Source organism: Gallibacterium genomosp. 3, from assembly GCF_001678475.1.
Lineage (GTDB): Bacteria > Pseudomonadota > Gammaproteobacteria > Enterobacterales > Pasteurellaceae > Gallibacterium > Gallibacterium faecale.
The window spans coordinates 97,149-115,862 of record NZ_JTJR01000011.1; the positions used below are offsets into that span (position 1 = coordinate 97,149).

Below are 18,714 nucleotides of genomic sequence, written 5' to 3' on the forward strand. Positions count from 1 at the left end.
CTTACCAAAAGAGCTGAAAATAATTCTCATTAATTGTAACTTATTGATTTATATCATATTTGTTACGCTATTTTCTCTTATATAAAAACTAACTCTATATAATTACCTCGTTGTAAGTATAAAAATAAGTTTAATTTTATTAAGCATATTTTATAAATAATGGAGTTTATATGGAGAAGTCGATTATCAATCCTACTGTTAACAGACGGAGTTTTCTTAAAGCTTCATCTGGGGTTGCAGCAGCGTTAGCCGCAACAGAACTCACTTTGCCTTTTAGCGCAGTTGCAGCGGATCAAAAAACAGCTGAAACCAGTAAAAATGAAGAAAAAATCGTTTGGAGTGCATGTACAGTAAACTGTGGTAGCCGTTGTGCGTTAAGAATGCATGTTAAAGACGATAAGATTACATATGTTGAAACAGATAACACAGGAACAGAAACCTATAATCTTGATCATCAAGTAAGGGCTTGTTTGCGTGGGCGCTCAATGCGTCGTCGTGTATATAATCCAGATCGTTTGAAATATCCAATGAAACGTGTTGGTAAACGTGGTGAAGGTAAATTTAAACGAATTAGTTGGGATGAAGCGTTAACTGAAATAGCACAATCATTACAAAAGAATATTCAACAATATGGTAATGAGTCTATTTATCTTAATTATGGTACAGGAACATTAGGTGGAACAGTAACAAAATCTTGGCCACCAGGATCTACTCTTGTTGCACGGTTAATGAATTGTATTGGTGGCTATTTAAATCATTACGGTGATTATAGTACAGCACAAATTACTGTTGGTTTAGATTATACCTATGGTGGTGGTTGGGCTTATGGGAATGGTATTGCAGATGTTGAAAATACCAAACTTATCGTACTATTTGGTAATAACCCAGCTGAAACCAGAATGAGCGGTGGTGGCTTAACTTATAGTATTCAACAAGCAAAAGAAAAATTGAATGCCAGAATGATCATTATTGATCCTCGCTATAACGATACTGGTGTAGGTCGTGAAGATGAATGGATCCCGATTCGTCCAGGTACAGATGCAGCTTTAGTGTCTGCGTTAGCCTATGTGATGATTACAGAAGATTTAGTTGATCAGGCTTTCTTAGATAAATATTGTGTTGGTTATGATGAGAAAACCTTACCCGCATCGGCACCAAAAAATGGGCATTATAAAGCGTATATCTTAGGTCAAGGCGAAGATGGTTTTGCGAAAACGCCTGAATGGGCATCTAAAATTACCGGTATCCCAGCGACTCGTATTATCAAGTTAGCAAGAGAAATTGCACAAACTAAGCCTGCTTTTATCACACAAGGATGGGGACCGCAACGTCGTAGTAATGGGGAATTAATTTCTCGTGCGATTGCGATGTTACCAATTTTAACAGGAAATGTTGGTATTAATGGAGGTAATACTGGGGCTAGAGAAAGTGCTTATAGTATTCCGTTTGTGCGGATGCCAACCTTAACTAATCCAGTTGAAGCAAGTATTCCAATGTTCTTATGGACAGATGCGATTGTTCGTGGTCCAGAAATGACAGCAACTGCAGATGGGATTCGTGGTGTAGAAAAATTAAAAGCACCGATTAAATTTATTTGGAACTATGCGAGTAACTGTTTGATTAACCAACATGCAGAGATCAATCGTACTCATGATATTTTGCAAGATGAATCGAAATGCGAAATGATCGTAACTATCGATAACCATATGACATCAACAGCAAAATATAGCGATATTTTATTGCCTGACTGCACCACATCAGAACAAATGGATTTCTGTTTAGATGCTTTCGTTTCAAATATGGCATATATCATTTTTGCTGACCAAGCGGTTAAACCACCGTTTGAATGTAAAAATATTTATGACATGATGTCAGCACTAGCAGAAAAACTAGGGGTTAAGGAACAATTTACCGAAGGACGTACACAAGAAGAATGGTTACGTCACCTCTATGAACAATCTAGAGCTAATTTACCAGAATTACCAACCTTTGAAGAATTTAGAAAACAAGGTATTTTCAAAAAAGTTGATCCAAAAGGATTCTATGTTGCTTACAAAGAATTCCGTGAAGATCCAGAAAAAAATCCACTACAAACACCATCAGGAAAAATTGAAATCTATTCTGAACGTTTAGCAGAAATTGCGAAAACCTGGGAATTAGATAAAGATGAAGTGATTCATCCATTACCAATCCATGTTGATAGCTTTGAACATTATGGTGATCCATTAATGGAGAAATATCCATTACAACTTAGTGGTTTCCATTACAAAGCGCGTACTCACTCAACTTACGGTAATGTGGATGTGATTAAAGAAGCAAATCCGCAAGAAATGTGGATTAATCCAATTGATGCTGAACCACGAGGAATTAAAAATGGTGATCTAATTCGCGTATTTAATGATCGTGGTGAAGTTCAAATCCATGCCAAAGTTACACCAAGAATTATTCCGGGGGTTGTTGCTTTAGGAGAAGGAGCTTGGTACGCACCAGATAGCAATCGTGTTGATCATTCTGGTTGTATCAATGTTTTGACGACTCAAAGACCATCACCATTGGCAAAAGGAAATCCACAACATTCTAATTTAGTACAAGTTGAGAAAGCCTAAGGAGTAATTTATGGAACAATATGGATTTTATTTTGATTCAGAACGTTGTACAGGCTGTAAAACTTGCGAGTTAGCTTGTAAAGATTACAAAGACCTTGGTACAGACGTTAATTTCCGCCGTATTTATGAATATGCTGGAGGAAACTGGAATGTACAGCCAGATGGCACATTCCAACAAGATGTTTTTGCTTATTATCTCTCTATCTCTTGTAATCATTGCGAAAATCCTGCATGTACAAAAGTTTGTCCAACAGGGGCAATGCACAAAAATGAAGATGGTTTTGTGATTGTAAATGAAGAGATTTGCATTGGTTGCCGTTATTGCCATATGGCGTGTCCATATGATGCACCGCAATATGATGCGAAAAAAGGACATATGACGAAATGTGATGGTTGTTACTCACGGGTAAAAGCGGAGCAAAAACCAATTTGTGTTGAAGCTTGTCCATTAAGAGCTTTAGATTTTGCACCAATCAAAGAGTTACGTGAAAAATATGGTGAAGAAGCTTCGATTGCACCTTTACCACCAGCAGAATTTACGCAGCCAAACTTGGTGGTAAAACCAAATAAAAATGCTCGTCCGAGCGGTGATACAACTGGTTTCCTAGCAAATCCAAGAGAGGTGTAAGATGAATGCAGGATTACATGAATTACCATTAGTCTTTTTTACAGTATTAGCTCAAGCAGCAGTAGGATCGTTGTGGGTTTTTGCTTATGTTTTGTTTCAAAAAGATGCAGAAGCTAAACAAAGCTATATCCATAAATTGATGTTGTTACCATTAGTTTTACTTGGTATTGGTTTTATTGCTTCTATTCTCCATTTAGGATCACCTATGCGCGCATTTAATTCGTTAAATCGTATTGGTGAATCTATGCTTAGTAATGAAATTGCAAGTGGAGCAATCTTTTTTGCTGTTGCAGGTTTGTATTGGTTAATTGCGATTACTGGCAAAATGTCAGTAGGATTAGGACGAATTTGGCTAATTGTGATGGCGTTGTGTGGTGCTGTCTTTATGTACATGATGAATAATGTTTATCATATTAGCACTGTACCAACATGGGATAACGCAATAACATCTTGGCAATTTTATTTAACCGTTGTGTTAATAGGTTGTGCGTTAGGTTATACCTTATTGCATCAAGTCACCTCATTATGTGGCTTACGCTGGCTATTTGGCTTAGCGTTAGTAGCGAGTGTGGCTGTGGTGATTTATCAAGGTTTCTCTTTATCAGGAATCGAAAGTTCTGTTCAACAAGCGGTCGCTTTAGTGCCTGATTATGCTTGGGTAAGTATTATCCATTTATTTTGTTTAGTGTTAGCAAATATTTTGTTATGTAAAAGTCACTATCAGGCTGGCTTAGTTTTAGCAGTGATGTTAGTATTCGGTGGTGAAGTTTTAGGAAGAATTTTATTCTACGGTTTACACATGACTGTTGGCATGGCAGTTTAATCATAACCCAACACTGTACTTGTAATAACCAAGTACAGTGTATCTTTTAAGGAGAGGGCACATGGAACAAGAACAGGATGCATTTTTGACTTGGGTATCAATGAGTGGTGGTTTTTTAGGATCACTTTTTTATTTTGAACCAACACATCCTAAAGCATCAGGTTTAGTTGATGCAATTAAACAAATTAATTGGCAGCAAGATTGGCGCCCTATCATTAAACCAGATTTCAAAATTAAGAACCTATTAACACAAACCAAAGACATTTCTGAACAATTTCAACGACAATTTATTGGCCCAAATGCGCTGCCTGCGCCACCTTGGGGTTCAGTTTATTTAGATAAAGAAGCGGTCATTTTTGGTGATTCTCTACTGCAATTACGTGATTTTATGCGTAAATATGGGATCAAAGCGGAACTTAATGAAAATGTTCCAGAAGATCATATTGGCTTAATGTTGATGTTTGCTGCCTATATTGCAGATACTAGACCAGATATTTTACCGGAATATTTATCTAAACATCTGTTCTCTTGGGTATGGCGTTATTTGGAATTATTGTCAGAACAACAAGATTCACCTTTTTATCAAGGTCTTGCGTTAGTGACGAAGCAAACGCTCGAACTATGGGAAGAAGAGTTAGGCATTGTACCTGCGAATGTGCCATTGTATTTTTAATAAATGGAAAAAGACGAACGTTATTACTCTGCGTATTTAGCGCATAATCAGATTTCTCGCCGAGGATTATTACGTAGTCTTTTTACTGCACCGCAACCACAACATATATCTGAGAAAAGACAAGCGAATAGACCGCCTTTTGCTGCGAAAGAGAGTCTATTTCTTGCTGTGTGTACTGGTTGTGGTGAGTGTGTAAAAGCTTGTCCTTATGGTCTGATTGAACTGCAACAACATTATCCTGTGTTGGATTTACAATTTTCCGCATGTGATTTTTGTCAGGCTTGTGTCGAAGCTTGTCCTACCAAAGCCTTACATCCAGCATTTAAAGCTGATACGGAGTTACGACCTCAGTTTTTATCCACTTGTGTTTATCAGCAAGGGCAACGTTGTACAACGTGTATTGATGTTTGCTCAACGCAGGCAATTCAATTTAATCCAGCAGAGCAGCTATTACAGTTAAATGCTGAACGTTGTAATGGATGTGGTGAATGTAAGATCGGTTGTTTTATGCAGGCGATTGAATTGGAGAATCAATTCACATAAGAGAGATTAAGATCTAAAAAATAAGGTGCATCCATGCACCTTATTTATTTTATGTGGGGTAAGAATTAAATTTTGCGTAATTTTGCTGGTAAGCCTTGTCTTACCGCAGAACCACAAACCCAATCCACCCATGGGGAAGTGATTTGTTTAGTATTATCTAATAAACCAAGATCATTAATATTAATGCCTTGTTGAATTTGCTTATTCCCTGCAATCAACTTGCCATCAATCTCATAACTTGCAGCACCAAGCTGTTTATGACCATAACCGTGTTCAATCGCAATCGTACCCGGCATTACGCCATCAAGCACCATTACTTGAACATTTGCTTTACCGCCCGGTGTTGCTAATTCCACTAAATCACCGTGAGTGAAACCAAATTTTGTTGCATCTTGACTATTCATAGCCACGATACCTGTCGGTTTAATACTATGCAATCTAAGTAATGGTGCAGTGATACTGCTCATTAAATTAGATTTAAATGAAATAAGTTCAAACGGCCACTCTTTCTTTGGATAACGACTTTCTACGGTGCTATTGTCAGAAAATTGCGGTGCAAAATATTTTGGACAACCATGATAGTGTTTACCATCGTGATGATGGCGTGCTTTTGCCACAATTGGATTCCAAATTTGTAAGCAGTTTTTCCATTTTGCAGCCATATTGTCACCATCCCAAGCACTGTTATATGGTGCGAAACGACCGCCTTTACAGAAGATAGTGGCTGCTTTTAAGACCTCTTCTTCTTTTAAGGTTTTGCTAAGTAACGGCATAATACGTTCTACCCCAGAAAGCAAACGATCTTCGGTAGAAGCATCATTGACAGGCTGTTTACCATCAAAGGCAATGTTTGCTGCGGCACGTAAGAAATAATCTTCGCTGCAATTTAATGGATAAGTTTGTTGCTGGTTATCTGTAATCGCATTATCTCCAAAGCCCGGTAATCCCATTGCTTTAGCAACATGGATAATAAAACTTTCCATACAGATTGTTTCACCTTGAGCATTTTTTGCATTGGCAGATTTAATTACTGGCCAACGAGCGGTACTGGTTTTAGTCGGTACGCCAGCCCAAGGCGTACTAAAGCCCCAGCTTTCAAAATTATGGGTATCTGGAACAATATAATCTGCTAGTGCTGTGGTTTCATTCATAAAAGCATCAATCGCAATAAATAACGGTAATACTTTCGGATCACGTAATTTTTCTTCTGCGATATGATGGATACCGGTCATACCATATAAAGAGTTGGTCATATAGCTAATCCACGCTTTTAATGAATAAGGATAACCTTGTAATGCTGAAGTGATCATTTCTGACATTTGACCGCCGACAAATGGATACCAAGCCGCGCGTGCTGGATATGGTGAACCTTCAGCGGCACGACGTTTAAACTCACTTGAGTTTTCGTAAGCTTTCTTACTGCGTGCGAGATTGGTACCTTTTGGTTTTACCATATTTGGGAATGTAGCAAGGTTATAACGAGGACCTGGGGCAAAATCTTTAAATTTACCGCCACTAACACTCATACCACCTTTTTTATTCATATTCCCGATCATAACATTCAACAACAAGATAGCCCATGCAGTATAGAAGCCATTACTTTGCATTGTGCCACCATGGGTGATTGCGGCAGCTTTATGACCATGAGAAGTAAATTTATCAGCAAGTGCAGTAATTGTTTTCACAGGCACGCCAGATAAAGCAGAGTACTCTTCAAGAGTATGTTCTAAGCAAGATTCTTTTAATAAAGTAAGAGAAGATTTCACTGCAACAGTGGAACCATCTTTTAACGTAATGGTTTCATCTACCCACAATAAAGCTTTCGCAGAAGATTTTGCCGCAATAAATTGGTTATCTTCAGCGTTTTTCACAATATTGTAGTTTTCCAACACTTTGTCATCAGGGTTTGGTACGATATCGAATAGATCTTGCTCAGTAATCGGTTGGCCGAAACGAGGATGTGTTGGATCGCTAACAAATAGATGTGTTGCATTACAATAGCTAGCAGCTCCCGCTTGTTGCATCGCAAATTCACTTGGTAAGGCAAGATAATCTGCATTGTAGCGTTCATTTTCAATAATCCAGCGCAACATAGCGAGAGCTAATGCGAGGTCGCCGCCCGGTAATACAGGTACCCATCGATTATTTTGTGTCGCATGAGTTGAAGTTAACTCTAAACGTGGGGAAACGACAACATAATCAAAATCCGATTCAGCACGTTTTTTCGCGAGTTGACGTGCTTGTCGTTTAAATGGGTTACCTGATTGGGCAGGCGATGTTCCCATAAATAGGATAAATTCACAATTATCCCAATCTGGTTTTGCGTGAGCGTTGTTATTAAGGTCGTTCATTACCGCGCCTGAACCAGCACGATAAGATAAACCACAATAAGAACCATGAGAGGCAAAATTGATAGTACCAAAACTGCCATTAGCAAAACGCTGTAATAAAGGTTGACGACCTTCTGGGCCAGCAAAGGTTACAAAAAGTTGGTTAGCTTTTGGTCCGAAATCTGGATTTTGTTGATCAACCGGTGTGGTTAAATCACGAATAGCTTTTAAGCCATCAATATGGCCTTCACCAAATAGATCACCGCCATTTACAACTTCTTCAATGAGCTGTTCAAAACTAATAGTTTTCCATTTTCCTTCACCTCGTTTACCAACACGTTTAAGCGGTTGGGTAATACGATAAGGACTAGAAACACCCTCCATAAATGCTGCACCACGAGCACAAGCTGTTGAGCGATTTTCTAAACCAGATTCACCGGCAACACTAAGTTCCGCTTGTTGTAACGAACTGTTATAGCTGAGATATTCATCAGCAGAAAGAGGATGGTAAGGGTTGCCACTAATACGAATAACTTTATTCTGTTTGAGATCCACCCTTGCACGTAATCCACAAAGTGTCCAACATCCCATACATTGCGTGTTACATACAATTTGATCGGCATTTGGAATAATTTTATCTTGAGTAACTTGATATTCTGGAGCGAGAGAGTTGCCATGTAAATTATGTTGTGTTTTTTCGCCAGAAGTACCATTTAATACGCCATGAGCAATCTCTTTTACTTTTGGTGAATAACCAGCAACAAAGGTTGCTGCACCACCAACAACTAAACCACCTTTTAGTAAATTACGACGTTTATTATCCATGATGGTACTCCTTATTAATTAATGTGAAGATTTGCCATAAGATGACACTAACAGCAACCCATAACCCGAGGACAGACAACATACCTAAAGCACCATCTACACCCCAATTAAAATGATATGGATTCATTAAAGCGTTATATTTCGCCACAGTTTGTACTTCGAGAAGTAATACCCAACGAACCATTGCAGTGAGAATTAAAGAAGCAATTAATAATAGGCATTGAATTATTGTGTTACGACCGCTAATTAAAGCTAACACTAAAGTGATAATACCAATGCCTAAAGTAAAGCTGACTGATGGGCGATGTTGCCAAAGTAGTGCTAAATCGTATTGTGCTTCTGGTGAAGATGCGTTGATAGCAAAGATAGTGACTGCAAGTAGCACTAAACTAACTAACATTAATGGTTTCATTAAGACTGGGCGAGTTTCATTAGTAGCAAAACGAATAGCAAAATGAACTAACATTAAAGCACTTGGTAACGCACTAAAGATAATTAATGGAATTAACCAAGGTTGATGCCATAACGGACGTGCTGCTACGTTATAAACTTCCATTGAAGTATAAAGCAGAATTAAAACACTGCTAACAACAGTTAAGAAGCGGAAGATATGACACCAGAGTACATTGTTAAAATTACCTAGGTATAACCAAGAAAGCCATTTTTGGCTTGGACGATTTGGTAATTGGCGTAATAAAAATAGAATATAGCCAACTAAACTTAACATAAAAATTGGTAAGAAAATGGAACCCCATGCCATCCAAGACCAAGACGCAAGATAGGCATAAAAATGCCAAACACGACCAGGTTGGTGTAAATCTGCGGTCAAAGCAACAGGAGCAACAATAGCGAAGCTTAAGGCCACAATTAAAGCAATGAGTTCTGCTTGCATTTGATAAGGTTTAACAAAAAAGCGTAAGCAAAGAGCAGTTAAAATGGCACATAGCGCAATACCAATATAAAAGAAATAACTGACTGCCCAAGGAAGCCAAGCAATAGCTTGCGGTTCAACTAATACTTCTCGAATCATAATGTTTCCTCCCCTTGCCAAAGCATAGGTTGACCATTAACGCGACTAACGAATGCTTCATCTAAACCTAAATAGAACACATGCGGTTGTGTTCCAGCTTCTGGTTTTAATACTTTTAATTCATTAACGTGTGCGTCAAAAAGTTTTTTGATTTGGCTATTTGGATCAGCAAGATCACCAATAATACGAGCCCCGCCCACACAGCTTTCGACACAAGCTGGTAATAAGCCTACTTCTAAGCGATGCGAGCAGAAGGTGCATTTATCTGCGGTTTTGGTTTCTTCATTAATAAAACGTGCATCATAAGGACAAGCCTGAACGCAATAAGCGCAACCTACACAACGTTCATTATCGATAACCACAATGCCATCTTTTTGTTGATAAGTTGCTTGTACCGGGCAAACAGGTACACACGGCGGATTATCACAATGGTTACACAAGCGAGGTAATAACACATTATTTACCGTTTGTTTGCCATCTGTGATCTCATATTGACGTACAGTAGTACGGAATTCACCGATTGGTGTTTGATTCTCAATATTGCAACTCACTGTACAAGATTGACAACCAATACAACGACGTAAGTCAATAATCATTGCATAGCGATGTTTTTGATCACCACCTCGTCTTGGTGGTTGAAACGCAACACTTTGCAGTGGTACCAAGCTAGCACCAAAAGTCAGCGCAGTGAGCGTTTTTAGTGTTGTGCGTTTACAACTATCCATAATTTTCCCCACAATTAGCGTTTTATGTTATTGTTCTAGCGTATTGTTAATTACCCAACTTTTGGTAGCTATTGTGGTTTTCCACATAAATAGTATGGGTATTGATCTGAGTCAAAGAAACAGGAGGAGATTTTGCGAAAGTTAGCAGCAATTTGCCGTTTTAGCTTAGTGCTATTGGCGGTAATTCCTCAATTGGTGATGGCGGAAAATTGGAAAATCGGGGTGTTAGCACAACGTGGCGAAAGTTATGCTTCGCAACAATGGCAACCATGGATTAATTGGTTAAATCAACAATTACCACAACAGCATTTTCAATTAGTCCCTTTGCAACTGGATGAACTATCAAAAGATAAAGCAAAAAATGTCGATTTTGTGTTAACCAATCAATCACAATTCTTTTATCTGAATAATAGTACAGTGCGCTGGTTAGCTACATTGCAGTCACCAAGACAAAAACATTCGGAAAGTGGCAAAGTAGGTAGTGCTATTTTAGTTAAAGCTGATAGCCCATATCATCAGCTCACAGATTTAAAAGGGAAAACCTTAAGTGCAGTCGGCGCTAATGCCTTTGGTGGTTTTTTGCTTGGTTATAATGTGTTATATCAAGCTGGGCTGGAAGAAAATCAGGACATCTTTTTCCGGTTTAGTGGCTTTCCTGCGGATAACACCGTGCTGTGGTTACAACAGAGCAAAGTTGATGGTGCAATTGCACCTGTTTGTATTTTGGAAGATTTAGCCGCAGAAGGCAAAGTGGATATCCGTGATTTTCGTGTATTAGCCTCACGTACTAATGATATTGGATGTTGGTCAAGTACCGATCTATTACCTAACTGGTCATTAGCGGCGATGCCACAAGTGCCAGAATCGTTAGTAAAAAAATTAATGACGATTTTACTGGGGGATATCCCGGTAGATTTGCCGCAATGGAATGCACCTTATTCAGATCAACAAGCAGACAATATTCTGCGTAATCTTTATCGTCACCCTCAACAGCAGAGTTTATGGCAAGATGTTAAATATTGGTTGGTGCAACATAAGTGGCAGTTATTGGCAGGACTGTTATTTATCTTATTGAACTATTTGTGGATTACATATCAAGTTCATCGAAAAAGTAAAGCGTTAACCCAAGCCCATCATGAAATGCGTTTGTATGAACGCCAATTAATGAAAGCAGATCGATTAAGTATTTTAGGTGAAATGAGCGCAGGAATTGCCCACGAAATTAACCAACCATTAACCGCAATAGGAATGTATAGCGAAGGATTGAAACATCAATTAAAACAACGATCTGACGCAAAAAAAGAATTAGAAATCCTTGATAAAATTCAAACACAAGTTGATCGTAGTCGGCAAATTATGCGTAATTTGACAGGATGGGTGAAAGGGAAAGAAGATGAAGAGATTCAGCTATTGGAATTAAAACCACATCTTGAAAAAGCAATCGACTTTGTGAATAAACATTACGGAGCACAAGCGAAGATTAGATTAATTTGCCGGCAAAAATGGCAAGTTAAAATAAAAAAGACAATGTTAGAACAAGTTATCTGTAACTGTTTATTAAATGCCTTACAAGCACAAGCGGATAAAATTGTCGTTAATGTTGCGGAGAGACAGGCTCAAATACAAATTACACTGATTGATAATGGTATCGGGTTTTCTGATGCTGAATTAGAATTCCCTTTTGTGCCATTTAGAAGCCGGAAAAAAGAAGGGCTAGGATTAGGTCTAACCTTATGTCAGCGGTTGATGCATTCTATGTCTGGCGATATTCATTTTCATAATCGCCAAGATAAAAAGGGCGCTGTAGTGGTTTTAGAATTACCCTTGGAGAAACAATAATGAAAGTGCATGTTGTTGATGATGATCCAACAATCTTAGATGCGGCAACATTTATGTTAACGCAGGCAGGTTATGATGTCGTAAGTTGGTCAGACAGTAAAACATTTATCGAACAGATTGATCCGTTTGAACCAGGAGTAGTGTTATTAGATATGCGTATGCCACACTTCGATGGACGACAAGTGCACCGTTTATTGAAACAACAAAATAGTTTGTTGCAAGTTATTATTATGACTGCGTTTGCTGACGTTCAAATGGCGGTAAATGAGTTAAAAGCAGGAGCAGTTGATTTCTTACAGAAACCTGTTGCCTTTGATCAATTAAAAGTTGCACTGGATACAGCGATTAAACGTAGTGAAAAACGCTATCAACAATATTTAATTGAACAATGCTACCAACAGCTAAGCGAAAAAGAAAAGGATGTTTTAGCCTTAGTGTTGAATGGCAAAATTAATAAACAGATAGCAGAAGAGTTAAATATTGCAGTGCGTACTGTTGAAGTTCATCGCTCGCATATTATGGAGAAGATGAAAGCGAAAAATTTAGCTGAGCTAGTGCGTAAGGTGGATTTATTATCTTAGAAAAAAACTATCAAGGACTGCATCTCCCCTAGCCCCTCTTCAAGTCTGAAGTGGGGAACCGTTCTGTGAAATAGGTAAGGTTAGTGATTTTTGATTTGCCTGTATTAAGTATTTTGGTTAATTGATGTTTATATTTTAGTCAATCAAGGTTAATTATTTTTGAGCTATTTATTCGTGCCAAAATGTACTGAAAGCTATTCAAGTGCTGAGTGATCACTCCTCTTCATTTATGAAGAGGAGTAAGGAGGAGATGTAGCGATTTACGAAATTAAGCAATCTTCACTTCCCAAAAATCCTCTGGTGCATTGGTAACAGGTTTAACAATTCCGGTACGAATAGCGAAATCACCAATACCTTCATTAGCATGGCGATTTTTCGCCCAATCGCCAATCCAACTATCAAGAATTTGTAAGATTTCTGCTTCCTCAATATTTTCTTTAAATAAACGTGGGATACGGCTACCTTCGCGATTACCACCGATATAAAGGTTATAACGACCAATCGCACGACCAACTAAGCCTATTTCAGCTAACATAGCTCGACCACAACCATTAGGGCATCCAGTAACACGTAATACAATGCCTTCTTTTTCCATCCCATGTTTTGCCATTAAGAGGTCTACTTTATCGATAAATTGAGGAAGAAAACGTTCAGCCTCTGCCATCGCAAGTGGACAAGTTGGCAATGCAACACAAGACATACTTTGCTGACGTAGAGGGGTAATACTGTCATCAATTAACTTATATTCACGAGCAAGTTTCTCAATTTTAGCCTTATCTTTTTGCACTACCCCAGCCACAATTAAATTTTGGTTAGCGGTAAGACGAAAATCCCCTTTATGGATTTTCGCAATTTCACGTAAGCCAGTTTTTAATGGTCGATCAGGATAATCTAGCAATCGACCATTTTCGATAAATAAAGTAAGGTGCCATTTTTTATCCTCACCTTTTACCCAACCAATACGATCACCTCGTTCAGTGAAATGATAAGGACGAAGTGGCTTTAAAGTAATACCAGTACGTTTTTCTACTTCTGCTTTAAAGACATCTAAGCCTACGCGTTCAAGGGTGTAACGTAATTTCGCATTTTTACGATCACTACGGTTACCCCAATCTCGTTGAGTCGTAACCACTGCTTCTGCGCAAGCTAATACCTCATCTAACGTAACAAAACCAAGCTCTTGTGCAATATTTGGGTAAGTTTTATGGTTGGCGAAATCCATAGATAAGCCACCACCGATAAGAACATTAAAACCAACTAATTGCCCTTGTTCTGCAATAGCAATAAAGTTAAGGTCATTTGCGTGTAGATCCACATCATTCAATGGTGGCACCACAACAGTCGTTTTAAATTTTCGAGGTAAATAGGTTTTCCCTAAAATAGGTTCAACTGGATCGCTGGATTCTTTTAATAACGGTTTGGTTGTTTCGCTTTCAAAGACTTTCTCACCATCTAGCCAAACATCGGCATAAGCCGTGGTTCTTGGTAATAAATGTTCAGAAATTTTCTTCGCCCACTCATAAGCTTGTTGATGTAATTCACTTTCTACCGGATTAGGTGTACAGAGAACATTGCGGTTTACATCACCGGCAGTTGCAATCGAATCTAAACCAAGTTGATGTAACCATTGATGCATTGGTTTAATATCACGCTTTAAAACCCCGTGAAATTGGAATGTTTGGCGATTGGTTAAACGGATACTGCCGTAATAAGTATGTTGTGTAGCAAACTCGTCAATACCTAGCCACTGTTTTGGGGTGATGATTCCACCCGGTAAACGGCAGCGTAACATGACGTTCTTATTAGGTTCTAATTTTTGGGCTTGGCGTTCTGCTCGGATATCGCGGTCATCTTGCTCATACATACCGTGGAAACGGATTAATTGGAAATTATCTTTATTAAAGCCACCTGTTAATTGTTCATTCAGATCTGCGGCAATTGTGCCATGTAAATAATCACTTTCACCTTTTAGGCGTTCATTATCGGCTAAAGGAAATTTTTTCCATTCAGTTGCTTTATCACTCATTGTTTCACTCCTGTTTAATACACATCACGCTGATAACGTTTTTGTTCTCTTAATTCAGCAAGATAATCTTCGGCTTGTTCTTGGTCTAAATTGCCTTGTTGGCTAATCACATCGAGTAAGGCTTTTTCTACATCTTTTGCCATTTTATTGGCGTCCCCACAAACGTAGATGTAAGCACCAGCCTGTAACCATTGCCATAACTCTTGGGCTTGTTCACGAATTTTGTCTTGCACATAAACTTTTTGTTGTTGATCTCGTGACCAAGCAAAGTGATAGCGATGTAATAAGCCTTGTTTAGCAAACTCTTGCCACTCTTGTTGATAAAGGAAGTCTTCGGTAAAGGTTTGATTGCCAAAGAATAACCAGTTTCGACCTTCAGCTTCATCAACTGCACGTTGCTGCATAAAGGCACGGAACGGCGCAACTCCAGTACCCGCACCAATCATAATGACATCGGCTTGGGAATTGGTTGGGAGGCGGAAATGTGGATTGGTTTCAACAAAGACATTTACTTGTTGATCTTCAGCTAATCGTTCACTGAGGAAACCTGATGCACCACCGGTATAGGTTTTATCATTAAATTGATAGCGAACTACACCAACTGTTAAATGGACTTCTTCTCCAACTTCACTTTGTGCAGAAGCAATAGAGTAAAGACGCGGAGTAAGCGGACGTAATAAACCAAGTAATTGGGTTGCAGTTAGCGTTGTTGGATACTCTTGCAAGACACCGATTAATGGTGTTTGTTGCACATATTGTTGTAGCTGTTGACGATCAGCAACTAAGGCGGTTAATGCCGGTTGTGAATTGATTTCAGCATAGTTTTGTACGAATTTTGCATTATTTTGTGTTAATTCAAATTGAGTGGTTAATGCCTCACGTAAACTTAATGTTTGTTGATTGTGAGTAACAGATTCATCACCAGATAAACCAACTGCTTGTAACACTTCGCTGACTAAATCTGAGTCATTACTAAACCAAACACCTAATGCATCACCCACTTGATAGGTTAAACCTGAACCTGATAAATCAATTTCAATATGTTCTACATCCTTATTAGAGTGGCGACCAGTAATTTTTTGGCGAACACTTAAAGTCGCTGGAAACGGATGTTCACGGGTATATTGATTAGCCGTATTTTCTTGAGCTGCGGTGACAGTGGCGGTTTGTGGTGTGGTGGTGTTAGCTGCACCGCTATTATGTTGATCTAAGTAATGTGCAATTTTTTCAATCCAAGCATCAGCAGTGGCTTGGTAGTCTAAATCACATTCCGTTAATGGTTGTAAACGGTTAGCACCTAATTCAGCAAGGCGTTGATCAAAATCTTTACCAGCTTGGCAGAAATTTGGGTAAGAGCTATCGCCTAGACCAAGAACAGCAAATTCAACACCCGCTAATGAAGGTGCTTTTTTGCCGAATAAGAAACGGTGTAAGTTTAAGGCTTCTTCTGGCGGTTCGCCATCACCTTGAGTTGAGGTAACTAACAGTAAAATCTGTTCTTGGTTGATTTTTTTCGCCTTATATTCACCCGCACTGATTAAGTTTACGGCATGAGCCACACTCAATTTTGTTTTCAGTTGTTCAGCGACTTTACGTGCATTACCAGTCTGTGAAGCGGAGATAATTGTAATAGTGCGAGCGGCAGGAGTAGCTGTAACAGTATCAGGTGTTGTTCCTAACGTAGGAACAACATCAGTAGCTACTGTTTGTTGACTAACTTGTCCCCAGCAATAACCAGAGAGCCAAGCAAGTTGTAATTGATCTAATTGTCCTAATTTCTCTGCAAGTTCGGCGGAGATAGGTAATTTTGTTTGATTTTGCATCCTATTTTCTCCTTATGCTGCAGATAAAATCATACCAGCAGCAACAGTGTGATAAGTTGCTTCATCAATCAAAATAAATGCACCAGTACCAATATTTTGTTGGTAGGTGGTGGCACAAATTGGTTTTTGTAAACTAATTTGTACCTGCCCAAGATCGTTTAATTGGAATGTTTCTGCCGCTTGTTGTTTGCTTAAGGTTTTTACATCAAGTAAATGATCGATATGTTTAATCCGAGCAAATACATTTTGAGTTGTATGTTTTAATAGATACTTACGAGCCGTATTTAATGGACGTTGATCAAACCAACAGAGGGTTGCAGTAAGTTGCTGTTGTGATTGAATTGGATTATCGACAGCAACAAAGGTATCGCCACGGGAAATATCAATATCGTCTGTTAAGCAAAGCGTTACTTGTTCGCCAGCATTCGCTTGCTGCACTTTACCGGATACAGCATAAATTTCACGGATAGTTGAGGTGTAACCAGCTGGCTCAATGCGAATTTGATCGCCAACAGCAATACTACCAGCTTCAATTCTGCCTTGATAACCGCGGAAATCGTCTTGTTTGTCGCTATCTAAGCGTAATACCAGTTGTACTGGAAAATGGAATTGTGCTTTATCTAACGAAATATGTTTCTGATTCGGTAATGACTCTAATAAGCTGAGTAGTGGCTCGCCTTGATACCATGGCATATTCTCGCTTAAGTAAACAATATTATCGCCGTTTAATGCCGAAATTGGCACAAATTGTACTGACGTTAAGCCCAGTTGAGCAGCTAGATCACGATATGCAGCACAAATAGCCTCAAATTTTGCTTGGTCAAAATTGAGTAAGTCCATTTTGTTTACTGCAACAATAATTTGTGGGCAAGCGAGTTGCTGTAAAATTGCAGAATGGCGTTTGGTTTGTGGTAACAACTGTAAGGGTTGTTGGCTAAAATCTAATTGGCTTGCATCAACTAAGACCACTGCCGCGTCTGCGGTTGACGCACCAGTCACCATATTACGGGTATATTGTTCATGTCCCGGTGTATCGGCAATAATAAATTTACGTTTTGCCGTAGAGAAATAACGATAGGCGACATCAATAGTAATACCTTGTTCACGTTCTGCGGCTAAGCCATCAGTTAAAATTGAAAAATCAATGCCAGTCGCACTATTTTTCGCACGATTTAGATGTTGTAATTGATCACTTAATAATGCTTTGCTGTCATATAATAAACGACCGATTAAGGTACTTTTCCCATCATCAACACTACCAGCAGTAATAAAGCGTAAAGGGGCATTTTGATTAATATTCATCTCACATTCCTTTTTTATTGTTCTTAATTAGAAGTAACCTTGTTTTTTACGTTGTTCCATTGCAGCTTCGCTTACCTGATCATCTAAGCGAGTAGCGCTGCGTTCTGAAATATCAACGACAGCAGTTTCGGCAATGATGGCTTGTGGAGTAGTAGCAGTACTTGCTACTGGGCAGGTACAGCTAATATCACCTACTGTACGGAAACGTACTGATAACACTTCGCTCTCTTCATTAGCTGCTTTTGGGGTTAGATAGGTAACAGGGACTAATAAACCTTTACGGCGAACGACTTCACGTTGATGAGCATAATAAATACTTGGTAATTCAAGGTTTTCCCGGGAGATATATTGCCAAATATCCAACTCTGTCCAGTTTGAAATTGGGAATACTCGCATATTCTCTCCTTGATGCATTTTTGCATTGTAAAGTGACCAAAGTTCAGGGCGTTGTGCTTTTGGATCCCACTGACCGAATTCATCGCGGAATGAGAAAATGCGTTCTTTGGCGCGAGCTTTTTCTTCGTCACGTCTTGCTCCACCCATTAAGGCATCAAATCCATATTTTTCAATGGTTTCTAATAAGGTAACGGCTTGTGCTGCATTGCGGGAATCTGTTTCTTTACGTAACACCACGGTACCTTTGGCAATTGACTCTTCAACAGAACCCACTACTAAACGGGCATTTAACTTTTCCACTTGTTGATCACGAAAATCAATGACTTCCGGGTAGTTATGCCCCGTATCAATATGCACGAGAGGAAATGGTAATGGTGAATTTCGTCCTTCTAATTGGAAGGCTTTCCGAGCTAATGCTAATAACACCACAGAATCCTTACCGCCCGAGAACAACAAGGCTGGATTACGGCACTCTGCGACCACTTCACGAATAATATAAATAGATTCAGCTTCTAACCAATCTAAATGATTGTTTTGTAATAAATTTTGTTGTTGCATATTCAC

The 18,714-nt window shown here is 38.9% G+C and carries 14 protein-coding genes; 7 read left to right on the forward strand and 7 right to left on the reverse strand.

Going from position 1 to position 18,714, the window contains the following annotated elements; genetic code table 11:
* Window positions 1–170: 170 nt before the first annotated feature.
* From QV06_RS03275 to napF, 5 genes are all read left to right on the forward strand, one after another.
* On the forward strand, window positions 171–2,606 hold the full coding sequence (locus tag QV06_RS03275; RefSeq protein WP_065236927.1) for a DMSO/selenate family reductase complex A subunit: 2,436 nt from the start codon (window positions 171–173) through the stop codon (window positions 2,604–2,606).
* Between the two features lie 10 nt (window positions 2,607–2,616).
* The gene (locus QV06_RS03280) at window positions 2,617–3,234 is read left to right on the forward strand and encodes a DMSO/selenate family reductase complex B subunit (RefSeq protein WP_065236928.1); all 618 of its coding nucleotides are present in this window, start codon (window positions 2,617–2,619) and stop codon (window positions 3,232–3,234) included.
* A 1-nt stretch (window position 3,235) separates the two neighbouring features.
* Window positions 3,236–4,057, forward strand: coding sequence for a DmsC/YnfH family molybdoenzyme membrane anchor subunit (locus QV06_RS03285; RefSeq protein WP_065236929.1), 822 nt, complete (start codon window positions 3,236–3,238; stop codon window positions 4,055–4,057).
* Between the two features lie 61 nt (window positions 4,058–4,118).
* On the forward strand, window positions 4,119–4,730 hold the full coding sequence (dmsD, locus tag QV06_RS03290; protein WP_065236930.1) for a Tat proofreading chaperone DmsD: 612 nt from the start codon (window positions 4,119–4,121) through the stop codon (window positions 4,728–4,730).
* Between the two features lie 3 nt (window positions 4,731–4,733).
* Window positions 4,734–5,273, forward strand: a complete 540-nt coding sequence (gene napF / locus QV06_RS03295) for a ferredoxin-type protein NapF (protein WP_065236931.1) — start codon at window positions 4,734–4,736, stop codon at window positions 5,271–5,273.
* A gap of 65 nt (window positions 5,274–5,338) precedes the next feature.
* Here the strand turns inward: napF and QV06_RS03300 are convergent, their stop codons facing one another.
* From QV06_RS03300 to ttrB, 3 genes are read right to left on the reverse strand one after another with little or no spacing between them, the layout of a single operon-like run.
* A complete protein-coding gene (locus tag QV06_RS03300; RefSeq protein WP_065236932.1) occupies window positions 5,339–8,428 on the reverse strand; it encodes a tetrathionate reductase subunit A in 3,090 nt (1,029 codons plus the stop codon).
* Window positions 8,421–9,458, reverse strand: coding sequence for an NrfD/PsrC family molybdoenzyme membrane anchor subunit (nrfD, locus tag QV06_RS03305; protein WP_245174232.1), 1,038 nt, complete (start codon window positions 9,456–9,458; stop codon window positions 8,421–8,423). Before nrfD ends, QV06_RS03300 begins: the two co-directional genes overlap by 8 nt.
* Window positions 9,455–10,183, reverse strand: a complete 729-nt coding sequence (gene ttrB, locus QV06_RS03310) for a tetrathionate reductase subunit TtrB (protein ID WP_065236933.1) — start codon at window positions 10,181–10,183, stop codon at window positions 9,455–9,457. Before ttrB ends, nrfD begins: the two co-directional genes overlap by 4 nt.
* Before the next feature lie 132 nt (window positions 10,184–10,315).
* On the opposite strand from ttrB, the gene QV06_RS03315 reads away from it, so the two are divergent.
* Both QV06_RS03315 and QV06_RS03320 read left to right on the forward strand, forming a co-directional pair.
* Window positions 10,316–12,022, forward strand: a complete 1,707-nt coding sequence (locus QV06_RS03315; RefSeq protein ID WP_065236934.1) for a sensor histidine kinase — start codon at window positions 10,316–10,318, stop codon at window positions 12,020–12,022.
* Window positions 12,022–12,603: a response regulator gene (locus QV06_RS03320; RefSeq protein ID WP_065236935.1), complete on the forward strand. Its 582-nt coding sequence runs from the start codon at window positions 12,022–12,024 to the stop codon at window positions 12,601–12,603. Before QV06_RS03315 ends, QV06_RS03320 begins: the two co-directional genes overlap by 1 nt.
* A 268-nt stretch (window positions 12,604–12,871) precedes the next feature.
* On the opposite strand, the gene cysI is transcribed toward QV06_RS03320, so the two are convergent.
* From cysI to cysD, 4 genes are read right to left on the reverse strand one after another with little or no spacing between them, the layout of a single operon-like run.
* The gene (gene cysI / locus QV06_RS03325; RefSeq protein WP_065236936.1) at window positions 12,872–14,629 is read right to left on the reverse strand and encodes an assimilatory sulfite reductase (NADPH) hemoprotein subunit; all 1,758 of its coding nucleotides are present in this window, start codon (window positions 14,627–14,629) and stop codon (window positions 12,872–12,874) included.
* 14 nt (window positions 14,630–14,643) lie between these two features.
* Window positions 14,644–16,452: an NADPH-dependent assimilatory sulfite reductase flavoprotein subunit gene (cysJ, locus tag QV06_RS03330; RefSeq protein WP_065236937.1), complete on the reverse strand. Its 1,809-nt coding sequence runs from the start codon at window positions 16,450–16,452 to the stop codon at window positions 14,644–14,646.
* A 12-nt stretch (window positions 16,453–16,464) separates the two neighbouring features.
* A complete protein-coding gene (locus QV06_RS03335; RefSeq protein WP_065236938.1) occupies window positions 16,465–17,754 on the reverse strand; it encodes a sulfate adenylyltransferase subunit 1 in 1,290 nt (429 codons plus the stop codon).
* Window positions 17,755–17,781: 27 nt separating this feature from the next.
* Window positions 17,782–18,708, reverse strand: a complete 927-nt coding sequence (cysD, locus tag QV06_RS03340) for a sulfate adenylyltransferase subunit CysD (protein ID WP_065236939.1) — start codon at window positions 18,706–18,708, stop codon at window positions 17,782–17,784.
* Window positions 18,709–18,714 lie beyond the last annotated feature (6 nt).